The organism is Mesorhizobium sp. M0659, assembly GCF_040320605.1.
Classification (GTDB): domain Bacteria; phylum Pseudomonadota; class Alphaproteobacteria; order Rhizobiales; family Rhizobiaceae; genus Mesorhizobium.
This window is the reverse complement of sequence record NZ_JAMYPY010000024.1, coordinates 35,893-54,308: the sequence shown is the minus strand read 5'-3', so window position 1 is coordinate 54,308 and position 18,416 is coordinate 35,893. Positions and strand designations below refer to the sequence as shown.

Here is an 18,416-nt window from a genome sequence, read left to right as displayed (position 1 = left end):
GCCATGACTGCCGTTCCCGACACCGAGGCCTCCGCCGTAACCGCCAGCAATGCGCGGCGCGTGGCGCTGATCGTCGCCATCGCGTTTTTCATGCAGCTGCTGGATTCGACGATCATCTCGACCTCGCTGCCGCAGATGGGACAAATCCTTCGGCGTGCCGGCGGTGGCGATGAGCATCGGCATCACCGCCTATATGCTGACCATGGCAGTGTTCGTGCCGCTGTCGGGCTGGCTTGCCGACCGCTTCGGCGCGCGCAACATCTTCCTGCTGGCGATCGTACTGTTCACGCTGGCCTCGCTGGCCTGCGGCTTCTCGCAGAGCCTTACCCAGTTCGTCGCGGCCCGTGTCGTGCAAGGCCTTGGCAGCGCGCTGATGACGCCGGTCGGGCGCATTCTGGTGCTGCGCAATGCGTCGAAATCGGAGCTGCTCAACGCCACGGCGCTGATCACCTGGCCGGCGTTGTTTGCGCCCGTGGTCGGGCCGGTGCTTGGCGGCTTCATCACAACCTATCTCTCCTGGCACTGGAATTTCTTCATCAACATCCCGCTTGGGCTCGTCGGGCTGGCGCTGGTCGCGCGCTTCATTCCGGGCGACCGCGCGGCCGATCCCAAGCCGCTGGATTGGCCGGGGTTTTTCCTCACGTCGCTGGGGCTCGCGCTGCTGCTCTACGGCCTTGAGCGCATCGCACATCCGGAAGACGGCGCCTTGCCCGCCGTGCTGCTGGTTGCCGCCGGCATCGTCATCGGCTGGCTGGCGGTGCGGCATCTCCGGCGCGCGCCGCATCCGCTGCTCGATCTCAGCGCGTTCAGGGTGCAGACCTTCGCCATCTCGACGCTTGCCGCCGGCACCATTTTTCGCGTGGCGATCAACGCCACGCCGTTCCTTTTGCCGCTGCTGTTTCAGGTCGGTTTCGGACTTTCGCCGGTCGATGCCGGCTTGATGATCCTGGCCTACTTCCTCGGCAATCTCGGCATGAAGACGGTGACGACGCCGACGCTGCGACGCTTTGGTTTTCGCACGGTCATGGTCGTCAACGGCCTGATCGCCTCGGCCTCGATCATGGCCTGCGCGGCGATCTCGCCCGAAACGCCGCAGGCGCTGGTAGTGATGCTGATGCTGATCGCCGGCCTGACGCGCTCGATGCAGTTCACGGCGCTGAATACTCTGGCCTTCGCCGACATCGATGCCGCGCAGCGCAACTCGGCGGCGACTTTGTCCTCCATGCTGCAGCAGATATCGATGCTGTTCGGCGTGGCGGTGGCGGCTGCCATCCTCAACCTGTCGCAGATCGTCAGGGGCCGGCCGGCGCTCGACCTCGTCGATTTTCGCATCGCCTTCCTGGTCATCGGCGCCATCGGGCTGGTGGCGGCGTTGCGGTTCCTCGTGCTGCCGCCCGGTGCAGGCGCCGAAGTTTCAGGCCACATGACCAGGACCTGAATTCGCGATTTTCGCCGCTCAGGCGGCAATTAATTCCGCTTTGTGCTTTCGCCTCAGAACGGCACCTTCGCGCATACACGCAATGGCGCAACCAAATGCCAAAAGCGCAGCCTTTTCCTAGGATTGCGCCAGTTCTAGCAATCGGTGCGTCCACTGGAAGATTATCACTGCCAACGGGCGTTCCGAGCGCGGATTCATTTGACGAAGCGGCGCCGAGCCGATTAGCTTTCTTCGGAAGGGGTGGCAGAGCTGCCATCGGGGCGAATGCAGACATGAACACGATTGGCTGGCCAAATGTCAGGAGCCTGAATCAGGAAGGCATTGTCTTTGCCATCGCCATGGTGCTGTTCGTCGCCGCTGCCATTGGGCTGCCTGGTTTCATCGCTCCCAACAATCTCGTTGCCATCGTCCGCTCGGTGTCGGTGCTGGGCATTTTGGCGCTCGGCATGGCGGTCGTCATAATCGGCAGGGGCATCGACCTGTCGGCGGTGGCGATCATGGCGATGTCGGTCGCCTGGTATCTGCAATTGCTCAACGCCGGAACGCCTGATGGGCTCGCCTTCGCCTATGTGCTGGCAGGCGTGCTCGCCATCGGCCTGCTCAACGGTTTTCTCGTCGCCTATGCCGACGTGCCGGCGATCTTCGTGACGCTGGCGACCGGCTCCTTCGTCTTCGGCTATGTCCGCTCGCAACTGATCACACAGGATGCGGTGCCGGTGCCTCAGGGCCATTGGGTGGAGTTGCTCGGCGGCCTGCGTTTCCTCGACATTCCGATCGAAGTGTTCGTCTTCGCCGGGCTCGCCTTCCTGTTCTTCCTGTTCCTGCGCTACACCAAATGGGGCCGCTACATCTATTTCGCCGGCGACAATCCGGTCGCCGCGCGCAACATCGGCATTCCGGTGCGGCCAATGCTGGTACTGCGTTATGTGGTTTCGGCCTTCGTCGCGCTGATCGCCGGCCTGCTGACGGCGTCGAGCCTGCACTCGATCAACACCCGCGTCGTCAACTCGACGCTGCTCTATGACATCGTGCTGGTGGCGGTGATCGGCGGCATCGGCCTTTCCGGCGGGCGGGGCGGGGTGCGCAATGTGCTGGTGGGCGCTGCACTTATCGGCATCCTGTCGAACGCGATGACCATCATCGACATTCCGCTGCTCTATCAAAACCTGATCAAGGCGGCGATCCTGCTCGGAGCCATCATCGTCGACGGCATCATCAATCCGCGTGACGAACAGACCGCGCAGCAGGGCGACATCTAAGGGGTACCCGACCGGGTCATGCCGACCGGCCGGCAATAAGTGAAAAACAGAGGATGTGACATGAAACTGATCAGAACACTGATGGCGGCCGCCACGGCGCTTGCCGCTACCGCCTTCGTCGCGCCGACCTTCGCCGCCGACGATCCGGGCCCGGCCGCATACGCGCAGGCGCTCAAGGGCAAGCGCGTCATGCTGGTGCCGCTGGCGATGGGCTTCGACCTTGCGCAGGGCTGGTCGCACTATCTGAAGACGGAAGTCGAGGCCTGGGGCGGCACCTTCGAAACACGCGATCCGAACTGGGTCGTCGATGCCGGTGCACAGGCGATCACCGACGCGATCTCGTCCGACACAAGGCCGGACGTGTTGATCATCCATGCGCCGGACCTCAACTCCTATTCCAAGCTGATGAAGAAGGCACAGGCCGCCGGAACCTACGTCATACTGGTCGACAACCCCGCCAACTTCCCGGCCGACGCCTTTGTCGGCAGCGACTGGGACCGGCTTGGCCAGCTCGAAGCCGAAGCGGCGATCAAGGGCTGCGGCGAGAACTCGTCGAAGAAGATCGGCCTTGTGCAGGGTGATCAGGCCAACTCGTCCAGTCTCTACCAGTATGCCGGCATCATGAAGGTGCTGGAGAAGCACCCCGACTTCAAAGTCGTGGCCAAGCCCGACTCCAACTGGGATCCGACGACGTCGCGCAACGTGACGACGACAATGCTGCAGCAGAACCCCGACATCTGCTCGATCATCGACTTCTGGGATGGTGACGCCACCGGCGCATCCGCCGCCATCCGCGACGCCAAGCTCGACGGCAAGGTCTTTTTGGTCACCACCGGCGGCGGCGAGAAGGCGGCCGATTGCGACAAATTGCAGGACGGAACTTACGGCGCCGTGGTGATGACCGATCTGGCTCGCCAGTCCGGCGACATGAACGCTATCATCAAGTTCCTGCTGCAGAGCGGCCAGCCGGCCGGCACGTCGCACACCTACATCTACACACTGGAGAAGGCTACGACCAAGGCCGACCTCAAGCCCGACAGCTGCTGGGACCTGAAGGCGCTGCAGGCCGAAGCGGCGGCGAAGTAAGCCGCGCTTTTTCGACTGAAATAAACGAGGTGGCTGGACAATCCGGTCACCTCGTTCCCTCATGGAATAGCAGCCGCCGATGTCCTTTCGCGAACGCCTCCAGTCCTGGCGCTACAATCTCGTGCCCGACCATCTGGTCGGCGAAATCCTGACAAAACGCTGGACCGACAACGCCATTCCGTTCCTGGCGCTGGTGGCGACGCTCAGCGTGTTCGGCTCGATCATTCCCGGCTTCTTCAAGCTGACCTCGCTACAGGAATCGACCCGCCAGCTCGGCGAGTTCTCGATGGTGGTCACCGGCATGACGGTGGTGATGCTGGGCGGCGGCATCGACCTGTCCGTCGGTTCGATCTTCGCGCTGTCCTGCTTCTCCGCCGTCTATGTCTTCTTCATTCTCGAACAGTCTATCTGGCTGGCGCTGGCGGCATCGCTCGCCACCGGCCTGATCTTCGGCGCCGTCAACGGCTACCTCGTCGGCTACCTCAGGCTGCGCGCCTTCCTCACCACCCTGGTGACGTTCATCTTCGGCCGGGCGCTGTTCGATATTCTCGTCACCACCTATGCCGCCGACGTGCAGCTTTCCCAGGCGACATCGGATGTGCTCGACTTCATCGGCGACAGCACCTTCTGGGGGCTTTCGGTCTCGGTGTGGCTGGCGATCATTCTTGCCATCGTCACCCATATCGCGCTGACGCGCTCACGGCCGGGCTGGCATGTGCTGGCGGTCGGCGGCTCCAGGCGCTCGGCGCATAATGCCGGCATTCGCGTGCGCCGCACCGTGTTCATGACCTATGTCTTTTCCGGCTTCTGCGCCTCGATCGGCGGCTTCCTGATCGCTTGCCGCCTGAGTGGGGCAGGGCCGGGCACCGGCCTCAACCTGGAGATCATGGCGCTGACGGCGGCGGTGGTCGGCGGCGTCAGCCTGGGTGGTGGCCGCGGCTCGGTCATCAAGGGGCTGATGGGCGCCATCATCGTCTTGACCATGACCAACGGGCTGATCCGGCTGGGCTATGGCACCGGCACCAACCAGATGGTGCTGGGCATCATGCTGGCGGTGGCGGTGACGATCGACATCCGCTGGCTGAAGAACCGCCATAAGGTGCTGAACGAGATCTATGTCGCGCCGGTCTATCTCAAGATGGGCGAGACACAGTCTGCGGTGCCGGGCTCAGGCACGCCCTACGCGCTCGACAACCGGCTGTCGGCGGCCGACCATATCGGGCTCGGCGAGTTGGAAGGGCCGGAAGACGTCATCCTCGACCGCGACGATCATCTCTATTGCGGCACGCGCCATGGCGAGATCGTCCGCTTCTTCGCGCCGGACTATGTGAAATCGGAGGTGTTTGCCCACATCGGCGGCTTTCCGCTGGGCCTGGCCTTCGACAAATCGGGCAATCTGATCAGCTGCGTCGGCGCCATGGGGCTCTATTCCGTCTCGCCGGATCGGGAAGTGAAGCGCCTGTCGGCCGAGACGTCGCGCTCCTGGACCTCGATCGTCGACGATGCGCGGCTGCGCGACCCCAATGATTGCGACATCGCGCCGGACGGGCGCATCTATTTCACTGACTCCACCAAGCGCTATGACGCCCACGATTGGGCACTGGACTCGATCGAGAACCGCGCCACCGGCCGGCTGCTGGTCTATGACCCGAAGGACGGTTCGACGAAGACACTGCTCGACGGCTACCGCTACACCAACGGTGTGTGCATGGCGCATGACGGCAAGTCGCTGTTCTTCGCTGAGAGCTGGGCCTGCCGCGTGCATCGCTACTGGCTGGAAGGGCCGAAGGCGGGCACCGCCGAATGCGTCATCCGCGACATGCCGGGCTATCCCGACAACATCAACCGGGCGTCGGACGGCAATTACTGGATGGCATGGCTCGGCATGCGCACGCCGAGCTTCGACCTGTCGCTGCGCCATCCCGATATGCGCAAGCGCATGACGCGCCGGCTGCCGCAGGACGAGTGGCTGTTCCCCAACATCAACACCGGCGGCGTGGTGAAATTCAACGACAAGGGCGGCATTGTCGAGGCGATGGGCGACCTTACCGGCGGCGCGCATCCGATGGTCACCTCGATGCGCGAGCACAAGGGTTTCCTGTTCGTCGGCGGCATCCTTAACAACCGCATCGGCCGCTACAAGATTGCGGGCGCCGACCCGAACTGGACCAGTTCCGCTTCTTATTGGGGAGCGAAGCCATGATCCTCGATCCTGTGCTCGACCTGTTTCGTGGCAAGGCGGTGACCATCCCACCGCTCGACGGTGCCTTCCGTCCCAACACGCGGCTGGACGAGGCGCCAGTGTTCGCCGATTTGACGGAGCCCGACAATCTTCTGGTTGCCGATGGCCGGCTGCTCGTTTCCAGCGGCAATGCGGTATATTCGCTTGCCGCAGGGGTGGAGCCGAAGGTTGTCGGGACCTTTCCTTCCCCCATCACGGCGCTGGCTCTATCACTGTCGGGCGAACTGACGGTGGGGTTGGAAAGCGGCAAGCTGCTGGTTGCCGGCAAGGAGGTTTCGCTGCCGGCCGGCGTCAGCTGCATCACCGCGCTTGCCTATGCAGACGACGGCACGTTGTGGCTGGCCAATGGCTCGGCTGAGCACACGCCGTCGCAATGGGCCGCCGACCTGATGAAGAAGGGCGCGTCCGGTTCGCTTTGGAGGCAGGACGCGGCCGCCGCCGAGTTCCGCAAAGTGGCCGGCGATATCGCCTTTCCCTATGGGCTGCATCCCATTGGGCGGGATGTGCTGGTCAGCGAAAGCTGGCGCCATCAGCTCGTTCGCTTCGATGGTGCGACCGGTAGCCGCTCGACCGTGCTGACGCATCTGCCCGGCTATCCCGCGCGCCTCGCGCCGGCCGGCGATGGCGGCGCGTGGCTGGCTCTGTTCGCGCCACGCAACCGGCTGATCGAATTCGTTCTCCAAGAAACCCACTATCGGCGCGACATGCTAGACCAGGTGGCGCCGGCCTACTGGATCGCGCCGGCTTTGGCCTCCAATCGCAGCTTCCTCGAACCGCTGCAATGCGGCGGCATCCGCACCATGGGCATCCACAAGCCCTGGTCGCCGAGCCGCTCCTATGGGCTGGTGGTCAGGCTCGATCAGAACATGCAGCCGCAATTCAGCCTGCACAGCCGCGCCGACGGCACGCGCCATGGCATCTGCAGCGTGGCGGAAACGGACGGCCGCCTGTTCATCGCCTCCAGGGGCGGCGATTGCGTGCTGGCCATCGACGCAGGAGGTCTCTGATGGAACCGATCGTGCGCCTGGAAAATGTCACCAAGAACTATCGCGGCGTGCCCGCGGTCAGACAAGTCAGCTTCGAACTGCGCAAGGGCGAAATCCACGCGCTGCTCGGCGAGAACGGCGCCGGCAAATCCACGCTGACCAAGATCATCGCCGGCGTCGTCGACGCCACCTCAGGCAAGATGTTCCACAAAGGCCGCGAGATCGCTTATGCGTCTCCGCATGCGGCGCTCGAGGCCGGCATCGCCATGGTGTTCCAGGAGACCAGCCTGGTGCCGTCGATGACGGTGGCGCAAAACCTCTATCTCGGCACCGAAAAATTCCTCAACCGGCTGCGCGGCACCTACATTTCGGCGCAGCAGTTTTTGCAGTCGCTGAACTTTCCGGTCGACCCCAACGCCATGGTGGCGACGCTGGGCGCGGCCAAGCGTCAGATGGTCGAGATCGCGCGCGCCGTTCACCACAATGCCGAGATCATCATCTTCGACGAGCCGACGGCGACGCTGACGCCGGAGGAGAAGCGGCACTTCTTCGCGCTGATCCGGCGGCTGAAGGCGAACGGCGTCTCGATCGTCTTCATCAGCCATGCATTGGAAGAGGCGCTGATGATCGCCGACCGCATCACAATCCTGCGCGATGGCGAGCTGGTCATAACCGACGACACATCGGCCTTCGATCGCGACAAGATCGTCGCCGCCATGGTCGGGCGTACGCTGTCGGGACAGATCTATCGCCAGCGCGACGAGGCCAGGCTGCGCAAGGCCGGCAAGAAGGTGCTGTCGGTGCAGGACATTTCGATGAGCAATGTCGTGCGCAACACCTCCTTCTCGATCTTCGAGGGACAGATCACCGGCGTGTTCGGGCTGATCGGCTCCGGCCGCACCGAGACCTTCAAGATCGTCTCCGGCATCTACAAGCGCGATTTTTTGCGCGGTGGCGCGATTGAACTCGACGACAGGCCGGTGCGCTATCTCGTGCCCAGTGAGGCGGTCGCCGACGGCATCGTCTATGTTACCGAGGACCGCAAGAGCGAGGGCATTTTCGAGACGATGGGCATCGCCGAGAACCTGTTCGGCGGGCTGCTGGCGGCGGGCCGCGAAAAGGCCTGGGTGATTAACCAGCAGGAGATGCGCACGCTTTCCGCTGAATGGACGAAGACGCTGAACATCAAGGCGATCAACGACAATGCCCGCGTGGTCGAGCTTTCCGGCGGCAACCAGCAAAAGGTGGTGATCGGCAAGGGGCTGGTGCAGCAGCCGCGTATCGTGATCTTCGACGAGCCGACGCGCGGCGTCGATGTCGGCGCCATCGCCGAGATCCACCAGATCATCAACCGGCTGGCCGACGAGGGATTGGCCGTCGTCGTTATCTCGTCCTACCTGCCGGAAATCATGAACCTGTCGGACCGGATTCTGGTGTGCCGGCAGGGCCGTATGGTCGAGGAGTTTTCGCCCGCCGAGGCGACGGAGGAGAAGATCATGTATGCGGCGGTTCATTAGGTTTCTGGTCGGTGTTTGAGGGTGCGCATAGGTCGCCAATTGGCGAAGGCCTCAGCGCCTTCGTCATCCTCGGGTCTCCGCGACGGCGCTTCGCGCCTGCTTCGCCCGTGAATGACGAAGCTGAGATGCTTCGGCCAATCGCCATGGTTCTGTCAGCATCAAAAACTGAATCGGAATAGCCGGTTAGCCGCCCTTGCTCGAGACCTGATTCAACCACCTGATCCACCGATTCAACGAAAGGAAACGCCATGGCCGCCACAAAACTCCTCAGCGATGCTGAGGTCGAAAAAATCCCGGTTGCGAAGGCTGTGTTCGATGACATCCGCGCGACGCGCAAATCGGATTTCGTCAACAATTTCTGGCGTGGGCTCGCCAACGATCCGGCCTTGCTGAAACGGACATGGGAACAGGTGAAGGTGGTGATGGCCACGGAGAGCGCCATCGACCCGCTGACCAAGGAAATGATCTATATCGCGGTGTCGACCGCCAATGGCTGCTCCTACTGCGTCCACTCGCATACGGCAGCTGCCCGCGCCAAAGGCATGACCGATGCGCAGCATGGCGAGATGGTGTCGATCATCGGGCTGGCCGGGCAGACCAACCATCTGGTGACGGCGATGCAGATTCCGGTCGATCCCGAGTTTGAAGTGAGGTGAGGGGCGGATTTCCCTTCTCCCTGTGGGAGAGGGGAAGCAGTGCGCTATGCCGGTCTGTAAACCTTCTCGGCCGTGTTCCAGAAGATATCCGCCTCGGCGGCTGCGCCATGCTTGCCTACCGCGGCGCGGTGCGCCTTGATCAGTTCGGCATGGGTCGTCCAGAGTTTTTCGATCGGGAAGTTGGAGCCGAACATCAGGTGGTCAGCGCCCAGAATGTCGATGGCATTGTCGACGATGTAGGCAATCAACGCCGGATCGTTGCGGTGGGCGAAGGTGCCGAGGCCCGACAGCTTGGCGTAGAAGTTCGGCGCTGTTGATAGCGTACTCAGGCCGGCTTTCCAGGCCTCGGTGGTTTCCGGCTCCAAGCCGGTCAGCATGCCGGCATGGGTGAGGATGAAGTTGATCTGCGGGTTCTCGCCGACCAGCGTCAGCCCGTCCTTCATCTGGGCAGGGAAAAGCTGCAGGTCGAAGGACAGGCCATAGTCTTTAAGCCGCGCGACATTGGCCCGCACCTTGGGGTCGATGACCTGATCGGCCGAGGCAGCGAAGCGGAAGGCCGGCGTCTCGTGCCAATGCATCTGCATGCGCACGCCGCGCAGCAGCGGGTACTTTTTCAATCGATCGATCTGGGGCCGGACATCGTCGACGGTCATATCGGTATAGCCGACGATAGCGTGCGGCCAGCCGGTCTCGTCGGCAGTCTTCTGCAGGAAGGCGACTTCTTTTTCGAAATCCTCCTTGGCCCAGTTGGTCTGGACATAGACGGCCTTCTCGACACCTGCGCCTTGCTGATCGGCGAGAAATTCCTCGATCGGATAGTCGCGGCGGATCGGTTCGTAGGGGCCGAAAATGCGCGGCACCATCGGCCCGACCAGCCATGGCTGGTCCTGCTGGCGCCAGATGTGGAAATGCGCGTCGATGGCTTTCTGCATCACGATACCCTTTTCCAGATTGCCGACGCCGCCGGGGCGGGGCGGGCGAGCGACAGGATGAAATCGGTGAGGCTCCCGAGCGACGAGCCGTCGATGAGATCGTCGAGATCAGGCAGGATGGCGCGGAGTGCTGCCGTGGCGGGAAGGAAACGCGGGTCACCGGCCAGCGGTGTGGCCAGCGACAGGCGAAAGGCGCGGGCGCTCAGCCGGCGCATTGCGGTCTCGAGATCGGCATGGTCGCCGCGCTCCAGCGCGTCCGACAGGATGATCACAGCGGCACCGCGGGCGAAAGCTGAGAAACGCGGCACCGAGAGGAAGGCGAGCAGGGTCGGTCCCATGCGCGTGCCGCCGTCCCAGTCGTCGACGAGTGCCGCCGCTCGGGCGAGAGCCTGGTCGCGATCGCGGATACGCAGTGCGGATGTGATGCGGGTGAGCCGCGTGCCGAAGGTGAAGATTTCGGCACGGTCAGCACCTTGTACGGCGGCGTGCGCCAGTTTGAGATAATCCGATGTATGCAGCTTCATCGAGCCGGAAACATCGATCAGGATCAGCAGCTTGCGCGAAACGGTTTGGCGGCGGCGGAGCTGCGGCGAGGGGATATCGCCATCGGCGCTGACGATTTCCCTGAGCGAGCGGCGCAGATCGAGCTTGCCGCGCGAATGGGTGCGCACGGTGCGGAATGAGCGGCGCGCGGGGAGGGCTGAAGCGAGCTTGCGGCGGAAGGGCCCAAGGCCATCGTTGTCGCGGAGGAAGTCGCGGCTGCTGAGCTGTTCGATTGCCGCCGACAGCTCGCCGCCTTTCTCCTGGCGCGTGGTCTGTTTCTCCTCCTGGCGCGTGCCGTGATCGTCCTTGATGCGGGTTTCCTCGTCTTCCTCGCCTTCGATCGAGGGTTGGCCATCGCCATGGAAGTGATTGCGAAAATGCGCCTCGAATTCGCCGCGGCGATCGGGCGGGGGGGCAAGCGTTGCGAGCGCCGCCTCACGGATGTCGGCCATGGAGCGCGGGCCGAGCAGGGCTATGGCCTGCATGAAGCTGGAGACCTGCTCGGGGGCGACGGCAAAGGCGTGGCGGCGCAGCAGCCGGGCGAAGTGGAGGAAGGGCGCGGAGGCGAGAGGAAGGGTTCCCTGACGCATCATTCCTTCGCGCCCCCCTCTGTCCTGCCGGCCATCTCCCCCTCAAGGGGGGAGATTGGCGGCTTCGGCGACTTGCTCAGGTCTGCAACTCTGGAGATTGGCGAAAGCCACAATGACAGCTGATCTCCCCCCTTGAGGGGGAGATGTCCGGCAGGACAGAGGGGGGCGCTGTCCCGCCGGCGTTGCGCATTGCCGAAGTCCCGGCTCACCCCAGCGCCTCCTCGACAATCTGGCCAAGCTCCGGCGCGATCGCGGACAAATCCTCCTCGTCCTTGATCAGCACGCCGATGGCGCGGCGGAAGGCTTGCGGCCATGGGCTGCCGCCTTTCTCCAGTATGGTGGCGGCGTTGGCCCATTCGACGGCCTCGGAGATGCCGGGCGGCTTGGCCAGCGGGCGGACGCGGATCTCCTGCACGGCATTCGCCACGGCGCGCGCGGTGGTCTCGGCGACATCGCCGGCGCGCAGCATGATGATGGCGGCTTCTCGCTCGGCGTCGGGATAGCCGATCCAGTGATAGACGCAGCGCCGACGCAGCGCCTCCGCCAGTTCGCGGGTGCGGTTCGAGGTCAGGATGACGATCGGCTGCGCTTCGGCGCGGATGGTGCCGCGTTCGGGAATGCTGATCTGGAAGTCGGAGAGGAATTCCAGAAGTAGCGCTTCGAATTCGTGGTCGGAGCGGTCGATCTCGTCGACCAGCAGCACGCGCTGCTCCGGCGCCCGCAGCACCTGCAGCAATGGCCGCGCGATCAGAAAGCGGTCGTCATAGATGTCGATCTCATGCTCGCCGGCATGGCGGATGGCGAGCAGCTGGCGCTGGTAGTTCCATTCGTAGAGCGCGTGTGCTGCGTCGATGCCTTCATAGCATTGCAGCCGCACCAGATCGCGGCCAAGCAGTTGCGCGATCGCCTTCGCAGCTTCGGTCTTGCCAACGCCGGGCGCGCCTTCCAGCAGCAGCGGCTTGCCGAGCCGTATGGCCAGGAAGATGGCGGTGGCCAGGCTGTCGTCGGCGAGGTAGCGCGATCCAGCGAGGTGGCGTGCCACCGCCTCCGGCGAGGTCGCGACAGTCTCGGCATTCGGCTCCTGCATGTCGTCCTCAGTTCGCCGCTTGCGCCTTCAGCGCGCGCAATATGCGCTCCGGTGTGATCGGCAGCGTGTCGATGCGCACGCCGACGGCGTCGAAGACGGCATTGGCAACCGCGGGGATCTGCGGGTTCGCGCACATTTCGCCCGGTCCTTTGGCACCGTAAGGACCATCCGCCGACGGCCGCTCCAGCACGATGATCTCGGTTTGGGCGAGATCGCCCGGTCCCGGCATCAGATACTGGTTGAAGTCGGTGCCGCCATGGTCGCGGTTGGGATAATAGGGCTCGGTCGTTTCGTAGAGCGCGTGGCTGATGCCCATCCAGGAACCGCCGACCAGTTGCTGCTCGACCATTTTCGGGTTCAGCGCGCGGCCGATCTCAAAGACGTTCTTCACGGTCAGCACCGTAACCTCGCCCGTCTCGTCATCGACCTCGACTTCGGCCACCGTGCAGGCATGGGCGTAGCAGGTCGACGGCTTCATCGCGCCGGTCTCTTTCTCCGGATAGGAGCGCGGGATCAGGAACATGCCGCGCCCGGATATCGAGCGCCCGCGCTTGAAATGCGCCGACAAGGCGACATCGAAGATCGAGATCGACTTTTGCGGCGCGCCCTTGACCAGAATATTGCCCTGGCCGTCAGTCTCAAGGTCGGAAGCGTTGACCTCCAGCTCTTCCGCCGCCACTTCCAACATCACCTGGCGCGCTTCCTTGGCCGCCTGGATGACGGCATTGCCGGCGCGGTGGGTGCCGCGCGAGGCGAAGGTACCCATGCAGTGCGGGCCGGTGTCGGTGTCGGCGGTGTCGATGGTGACCCGGTCGGTCGGCACGCCGATGGTCTCGGCGCAGATCTGCGCCATGATCTGCTTCAGGCCCTGGCCGAGATCGACCGACGAAAGTGTGACGATAAAATTGCCGGTCGGCGTCGAATGCACCAGCGCCTGCGTCGGGTCGCCGCCAAGGTTCATGCCCGTCGGGTAGTTGATCGCGGCGACGCCGCGTCCGCGCCTTATCGCCATCTCAAGCTCCCTTCGTGTAGGAGGACATCGCCATATACTTCTCCGCCACCGGCCAGTTGGCGGCGCGCGACGCCTCCTGCATGCACTCGATCAGCGCCGCTCCTTCGGTCGGCTGGCGATGCGCCTTCATGTCGCCATCGCGATAGGCGTTGATGAAGCGGAATTCGAGCGGGTCCATGCCGATCAGCCGCGCCAGCTTGTCCATCTGCACCTCAAGCGCGAAGTCGCCGATGGTGACGCCGAAGCCGCGCATGGCGGAGGAGGGGGTGCGGTTGGTGTAGACGCAATAAGTGTCGATCCAGACATTGGGAATGGTGTAGGGCCCGGGATAGTGCGCCGCTCCCTTCTGCGCGCCATAAGGCGAGTGGCGCGAATAGGCGCCGGCATCGGTATAGCCGGTCACCTTGCGAGCCACGATGCGGCCATCGTTCATCACGCCATCCTTGATGATTATCTTTTCGGCGGCGCGCGGCGAGGAGATCTGCATCTCCTCCTCGCGGCTATAGACGAAACAGACTGGGCGTCCGGTTTGTTTAGCGCCAAGAATGGCGATCGGCTCGACGATGACGTCGACCTTGCCGCCGAAGCCGCCGCCGACAGTGCCGCCGACGAAATGCAGTTTTGAGCCGGGCATCTGCAGGATGATCGAGGCGTTGTCGAGGGTGAAGAACATCGCCTGGGTGTTGGTGTAGCAGGTGAAGCGGTCATTGCCTTCGGGCACCACGACGCAACCGGTGGTCTCGGTCGGCGCATGCTCGATGGGCGAGGATTGATAACTCTGTTCGAGGATGTGGTCGGCGCCGGCGAAGCTCGCCTCGACATCGCCGAAGCGCACCTTGCGGCATTCGCCGCTGTCATAGAGATAATAGTTCTGGCCGTGATATTCGTTGACCAAAGGCGCGCCAGGCTTCAGCGCTTCTTCCATGTCGAAGACGGCCGGCAGCACCTCGTAGTCGACCTTGACCTTGGCTGCCGCTTCCTGAGCCGCGCGCTCGGTCTCGGCCAGCACCGCCACCACCGCCTCGCCCTTCCAGCGTACCTTGCCGTCGGCCAGCACCGTCTCGTCTTCCGGTCCGACCTGGATCAGGATCAGGATGGTGTAGACATTGTGCGGCACATCCTTGGCGGTGAGGATTTTCACCACGCCGGGATGCTTCTCCGCTTCGGAAGTGTCGATCGAACGGATGCGGGCATGGTGGTGCGGACTGCGCACCATTTTCAGGTGAAGCATATTCGGGAAGTTGCGGTCGGCGAAATAGGCGGTCTTGCCCGTCACATGGCCCGGCGAATCCAGCCGCGGCCGCCCATGGCCGATCTCGTGCAGGCCGTCCTTGCGCTGATCGGCGAAATAGTTTTTGCGCAGTTCCATTCTTTTGGTCCTTAGGCCGCGTTCTGCGAATTGGCTCGGGCCGCGGTCAGCACCGCCTGGATGATCGGCTCGTAGCCGGTGCAGCGGCAGATGTTGCCGGACAGCGCCTCGATCACATCCTCGCGGCTCGGATTGGGCGTGTGGTCGAGCAGCACCTTGGCGGCCATGATCATGCCCGGCGTGCAGAAGCCGCATTGCGTGGCGAAGGCGTCGAGGAAGGCACGCTGCAGCGGATGCAGGACGCCGGCCTCAGCGAGGCCCGATGTGGTGCGGATGTCGGCGCCGCTGCAGGTCTCGGCCACGGTCAGGCAAGAGAGCCGGAGTTCGCCGTCGATGATCACCGAGCAGGCGCCGCAGGTGCCCTGGTGGCAGCCGCCCTTGGGCGAGGTGTCGCCGATCTTGTCGCGCAGCGCGTGCAGCAGCGTCGTGCCGCTGTCGACAAATTCGGCCTTCTCCGAGCCGTTGAGCGTGAACTGAACCGGAACCTTTGCCATGTTTTCCTCCCAGCGCGCCTGCCCGATTGATCGGACAGACGCGCGCCCCCCAAGCGGTGGTTAAGTAAGCAGCAGCCGGCCGAGATGGACCGGGAGAACCTCGGCGCGATACCAGGCGCTGGCGATCGGATCGGTGATTGGCGAAGTGCCTTCACCGGCTGCAGCCAGCGCCGCTGCGACGCCGTCCTGGTCAAGCCTGCTGCCGATCAGTGCCTTTTCCGCAGCGCGGGCGCGCATCGGCCGGTCTGCCATGCAGCCGAGCGCGATCCGCGCCGAGGAGACAGTGCCGTCGCCGGCCTGTTCGAGAACAGCGGCGATGCTGAGCACCGAGACGCCCTTCGGCTTGACCCGCGACACTTTCAGGAAGCGGAAATTCTCGGCCTTCGGCAACGCGAAGGCGACTGATGTGACGATGGCGCGGCTGCCGTCCCGCCAGGCCAGAAAATCCTCGATAGGCAATTCCCCATCATCGGTGGCGACCGTCGCATCCAACGCCAGCAGGGCGACAGCGAAATCACCGTAGGGCGCCGGTGCGAACAGATTGCCGCCGACAGTCGCCATATTGCGGATCGCCGGGCCGCCGACGGCGCGCGCAGCCCTGGACAGCGCCGCAAGCTCGGGATGGCGGGCGATGGCCGCCATTTTCACCGAAGCTCCGATGCGGACCTTGCCGCCGGCAACGGTGATCCCGGAGAGGGCCGGATCAGTCGAGCGGACGAGGCCGGTGACGGAGACATCGCCTTCATTGGCGGCGCGCACGACCAGCGTGCCGCCGCCGAGATAGCGGGTGCCGGGCGCCTTCAGCGCCGCGTTGGCATCCCTGACGGCCGAAAAGGTCTGGAGGGCAAGCGCCATGGCAGTCTCCCTGGTTCAGCTCTGGCCAGAAAAATGGCTCTTCAACGCATTGAAGCCACCCTGGAAGACATTGGCGGCCATGCCGGCGGCGATCTTGTCGGCCTCTTCGGGCGCCGCGTCGAAGCTCGCGGTCCATTCGGCATAGGTGCGATCGCCATCGGTCACGCGGCGCAATTGCAGCGTCGCCTTGTGATTGGTCAGCGGCTGCGGCGTCTCCAGGATGGAGTAGCTGACGCGGAAATTCGCATCGGAGAAGTCGAGCAGTTTTTCGCGGATACGCGCGCCGCTGGCGAGCTCGAAATTACGCACGCAGCCGATGGTTTCGGCGCTCTTGCCGTCTTCGATATGGCTCTTGACCATGCGCGGATGCCAGCCCGGCAGGCCGTTGAAGTCGCGGATGCGCGCCCAGACCTTTTCGACCGGCGCGTCGATGACACTGGAGACGGTGACTTCGGCCATATGATCATTCCCCTACGAATTCGATACGCAGCAGGGTAGGGCGGCGGCCGGTGCTGCGCTTATCAATGGGTCTTGCGGCCCTATCAAGGAGTCTGAAAAACGAACGGCCCGTTCAGGCCATGGCACGCGCCGCTTCGCGGTAAAGCGTCGGCGGCACGCCGACATGGTCGCGGAAGAAGCGCGAGAAATTGCCCTGGGTGGTGAAGCCGAGATTGCAGGCGACCGAGATCAGCGGTTCCTGCGACCACTGCAGCTGCCGCACGGCTTCCTCCATGCGCAGCGTGTTCCAGTAGACATTGGGCGTCAGATTGGTCTGTTCCTTGAATAAAGCAAAGAAGTGCGGCCGCGACAGGCCGACGCTGCGGGCGACGTCGTCGAACGAGATGCGTTCGCAGACATTGGCCTTCATCAGCTGGATTGCCTTGCGGACGCGGAAATCCTGCATTGTGTTGACCCGGATCCGCGCCTCCTGCGGCGCCGAGGCGTCGGCGGCGTCGAGCAGGCTATCGATGAAGCGCTCGATCTCGTAATTGGCGACGTCGTCGATGCTTTCATTATCGCTCAAATGGTCGAGCAGGTTGGCGGCGGCCTGGTGCAGCCAGGGTTCGAGCGTGATCGCAGCCTGTGCAAACAACGGCGCCGACGAAGGCAGGTCGCGGCGCCGGCGCGCCCAATCCGGATCGATGTAGAAAGCGAGGAACAGGCCGGGCCTGCCGTTCTGCGACAGAATGTGGCTGTGCGGCTGGTAGGAATTGATGCCGGCGGCGGTGCCGGGACCCAGCGGCACCGTCTCGCGGCCGACGGTCATCTCGCCGGCCGTGCCCTCCAGCCAGATGATGATGTGGGCCTCGACATGCGCATGGGTGACGAAGTCGCTGGCGACATTCAGGACAGAAACATGTCCGAACCGGCCCCAATAGAGCCTGATCGCGTCCGTCATGGGTTATACCTCCCGCAGACGACTGGCCTCCCTTCGCCTGCGACGGGATTGTGCGGCTGAGTTCGGGCTCGCGTCAAGGCGCGGGGCGAAAGCCGCTGTGTGCTGCCGGCCGTAGTGGTGGATTTTCAGACTGAGCGATAGGGTTTCCCGTCAAACCGAAGCCGTCATGCCGCCGTCGACATAAAGCGTATGGCCGTTGACGAAGGATGAGGCGTCGGAGGCGAGGAACACGGCGGCGCCGATCAGTTCGTCGACATACCCCCAGCGGCCAGCCGGCGTGCGCTTTTCCAGCCAGGCGGAGAATTCCTGGTTGTCGACCAGCGCCTGGTTCATCTCGGTGCGGAAATAGCCGGGGGCGATGGCATTGACCTGCAAGCCGTATTTCGCCCAGTCGGTGCACATGCCACGTGTCAAATTGCGGATTGCGCCCTTGGTGGCCGTATAGGGCGCGATGTTGGGCCGGGCGAGTTCGCTCTGCACCGAGCCGATGTTGATGATCTTGCCCTTGCCGCGCGCGATCATATTGCAGGCGACCGCCTTGCCGGCATGGAAGGCGCCGGAGACATTGGTCTTGAACAGCCGCTCCCACTGCTCCTCGGGAAAGTCCTCGAGCGGGGCGCGAAACTGCACGCCGGCATTGTTGATTAGGATATCGATGGCGCCGATCTCGGCTTCGATGCGGGCGACATCGGCATCGACCGCGCGAGAATCCGTCACGTCGAAGGTCGAGGGGTGCGCTTTGAAGCCGGCATCGCGCAAGCCGGCGACGGCACCGGCAACCTTGCCGGCATCGCGGCCGTTGAGTACGACACTTGCGCCATGCTCGGCAAGGCCGCGCGCCAGCGCCAGGCCGATGCCTTGGCCGGAGCCCGTAATCAGCGCCAGCCGGCCGTTGAGGTCGAACAGGGATTTCGATGTCAAAGCAACGGTTTCCAGCCGAAAGATTCAGTC

General features: G+C 63.8%; 16 protein-coding genes and 1 pseudogene. 7 read left to right on the top strand and 10 right to left on the bottom strand.

Annotated elements, in window-relative coordinates; translation table 11 throughout:
- Positions 1-3 precede the first annotated feature (3 nt).
- The 7 genes and pseudogenes from NKI31_RS27210 to NKI31_RS27180 all read left to right on the top strand — a co-directional run bounded on the left by NKI31_RS27210 (position 4) and on the right by NKI31_RS27180 (position 9,184).
- A pseudogene (locus NKI31_RS27210) lies at positions 4-1,438 on the top strand (DHA2 family efflux MFS transporter permease subunit).
- A 272-nt stretch (positions 1,439-1,710) separates the two neighbouring features.
- Positions 1,711-2,697 (top strand): ABC transporter permease, encoded by a 987-nt coding sequence (locus tag NKI31_RS27205; protein ID WP_352653027.1) that lies wholly within the window; start codon positions 1,711-1,713, stop codon positions 2,695-2,697.
- Between the two features lie 60 nt (positions 2,698-2,757).
- On the top strand, positions 2,758-3,783 hold the full coding sequence (locus NKI31_RS27200) for a sugar ABC transporter substrate-binding protein (protein ID WP_023668177.1): 1,026 nt from the start codon (positions 2,758-2,760) through the stop codon (positions 3,781-3,783).
- A 79-nt stretch (positions 3,784-3,862) separates the two neighbouring features.
- Positions 3,863-5,986, top strand: coding sequence for an ABC transporter permease (locus tag NKI31_RS27195; protein ID WP_352653025.1), 2,124 nt, complete (start codon positions 3,863-3,865; stop codon positions 5,984-5,986).
- Positions 5,983-7,032, top strand: coding sequence for an NHL repeat-containing protein (locus NKI31_RS27190; RefSeq protein ID WP_352653024.1), 1,050 nt, complete (start codon positions 5,983-5,985; stop codon positions 7,030-7,032). Before NKI31_RS27195 ends, NKI31_RS27190 begins: the two co-directional genes overlap by 4 nt.
- Complete coding sequence (locus NKI31_RS27185; RefSeq protein ID WP_023714820.1) at positions 7,032-8,528, top strand: sugar ABC transporter ATP-binding protein; 1,497 nt, start codon at positions 7,032-7,034, stop codon at positions 8,526-8,528. Before NKI31_RS27190 ends, NKI31_RS27185 begins: the two co-directional genes overlap by 1 nt.
- A gap of 248 nt (positions 8,529-8,776) precedes the next feature.
- Positions 8,777-9,184: a carboxymuconolactone decarboxylase family protein gene (locus NKI31_RS27180; RefSeq protein ID WP_023668181.1), complete on the top strand. Its 408-nt coding sequence runs from the start codon at positions 8,777-8,779 to the stop codon at positions 9,182-9,184.
- A gap of 44 nt (positions 9,185-9,228) precedes the next feature.
- Here NKI31_RS27180 and NKI31_RS27175 read toward each other — a convergent pair whose 3' ends face one another.
- From NKI31_RS27175 to NKI31_RS27130, 10 genes are all read right to left on the bottom strand, one after another.
- Complete coding sequence (locus tag NKI31_RS27175; RefSeq protein WP_023682245.1) at positions 9,229-10,116, bottom strand: amidohydrolase family protein; 888 nt, start codon at positions 10,114-10,116, stop codon at positions 9,229-9,231.
- Positions 10,116-11,252, bottom strand: a complete 1,137-nt coding sequence (locus NKI31_RS27170; protein WP_023682244.1) for a vWA domain-containing protein — start codon at positions 11,250-11,252, stop codon at positions 10,116-10,118. The genes NKI31_RS27175 and NKI31_RS27170 overlap by 1 nt, the downstream gene beginning before the upstream one ends.
- 202 nt (positions 11,253-11,454) lie before the next feature.
- A complete protein-coding gene (locus NKI31_RS27165; protein ID WP_023682243.1) occupies positions 11,455-12,336 on the bottom strand; it encodes an AAA family ATPase in 882 nt (293 codons plus the stop codon).
- A gap of 7 nt (positions 12,337-12,343) precedes the next feature.
- Positions 12,344-13,348, bottom strand: coding sequence for a xanthine dehydrogenase family protein molybdopterin-binding subunit (locus tag NKI31_RS27160; RefSeq protein WP_023682242.1), 1,005 nt, complete (start codon positions 13,346-13,348; stop codon positions 12,344-12,346).
- A gap of 1 nt (position 13,349) precedes the next feature.
- On the bottom strand, positions 13,350-14,717 hold the full coding sequence (locus NKI31_RS27155; protein WP_352499685.1) for a xanthine dehydrogenase family protein molybdopterin-binding subunit: 1,368 nt from the start codon (positions 14,715-14,717) through the stop codon (positions 13,350-13,352).
- An 11-nt stretch (positions 14,718-14,728) separates the two neighbouring features.
- The gene (locus NKI31_RS27150; RefSeq protein WP_023682241.1) at positions 14,729-15,211 is read right to left on the bottom strand and encodes a (2Fe-2S)-binding protein; all 483 of its coding nucleotides are present in this window, start codon (positions 15,209-15,211) and stop codon (positions 14,729-14,731) included.
- A 60-nt stretch (positions 15,212-15,271) separates the two neighbouring features.
- Positions 15,272-16,066 (bottom strand): FAD binding domain-containing protein, encoded by a 795-nt coding sequence (locus NKI31_RS27145; protein ID WP_023682240.1) that lies wholly within the window; start codon positions 16,064-16,066, stop codon positions 15,272-15,274.
- 15 nt (positions 16,067-16,081) lie between these two features.
- Positions 16,082-16,525, bottom strand: coding sequence for an SRPBCC family protein (locus NKI31_RS27140; RefSeq protein WP_023682239.1), 444 nt, complete (start codon positions 16,523-16,525; stop codon positions 16,082-16,084).
- 112 nt (positions 16,526-16,637) lie between these two features.
- Positions 16,638-17,465 (bottom strand): AraC family transcriptional regulator, encoded by an 828-nt coding sequence (locus NKI31_RS27135; RefSeq protein ID WP_023673046.1) that lies wholly within the window; start codon positions 17,463-17,465, stop codon positions 16,638-16,640.
- 150 nt (positions 17,466-17,615) lie between these two features.
- On the bottom strand, positions 17,616-18,386 hold the full coding sequence (locus NKI31_RS27130) for an SDR family oxidoreductase (RefSeq protein ID WP_031197944.1): 771 nt from the start codon (positions 18,384-18,386) through the stop codon (positions 17,616-17,618).
- Between the last annotated feature and the right edge of the window lie 30 nt (positions 18,387-18,416).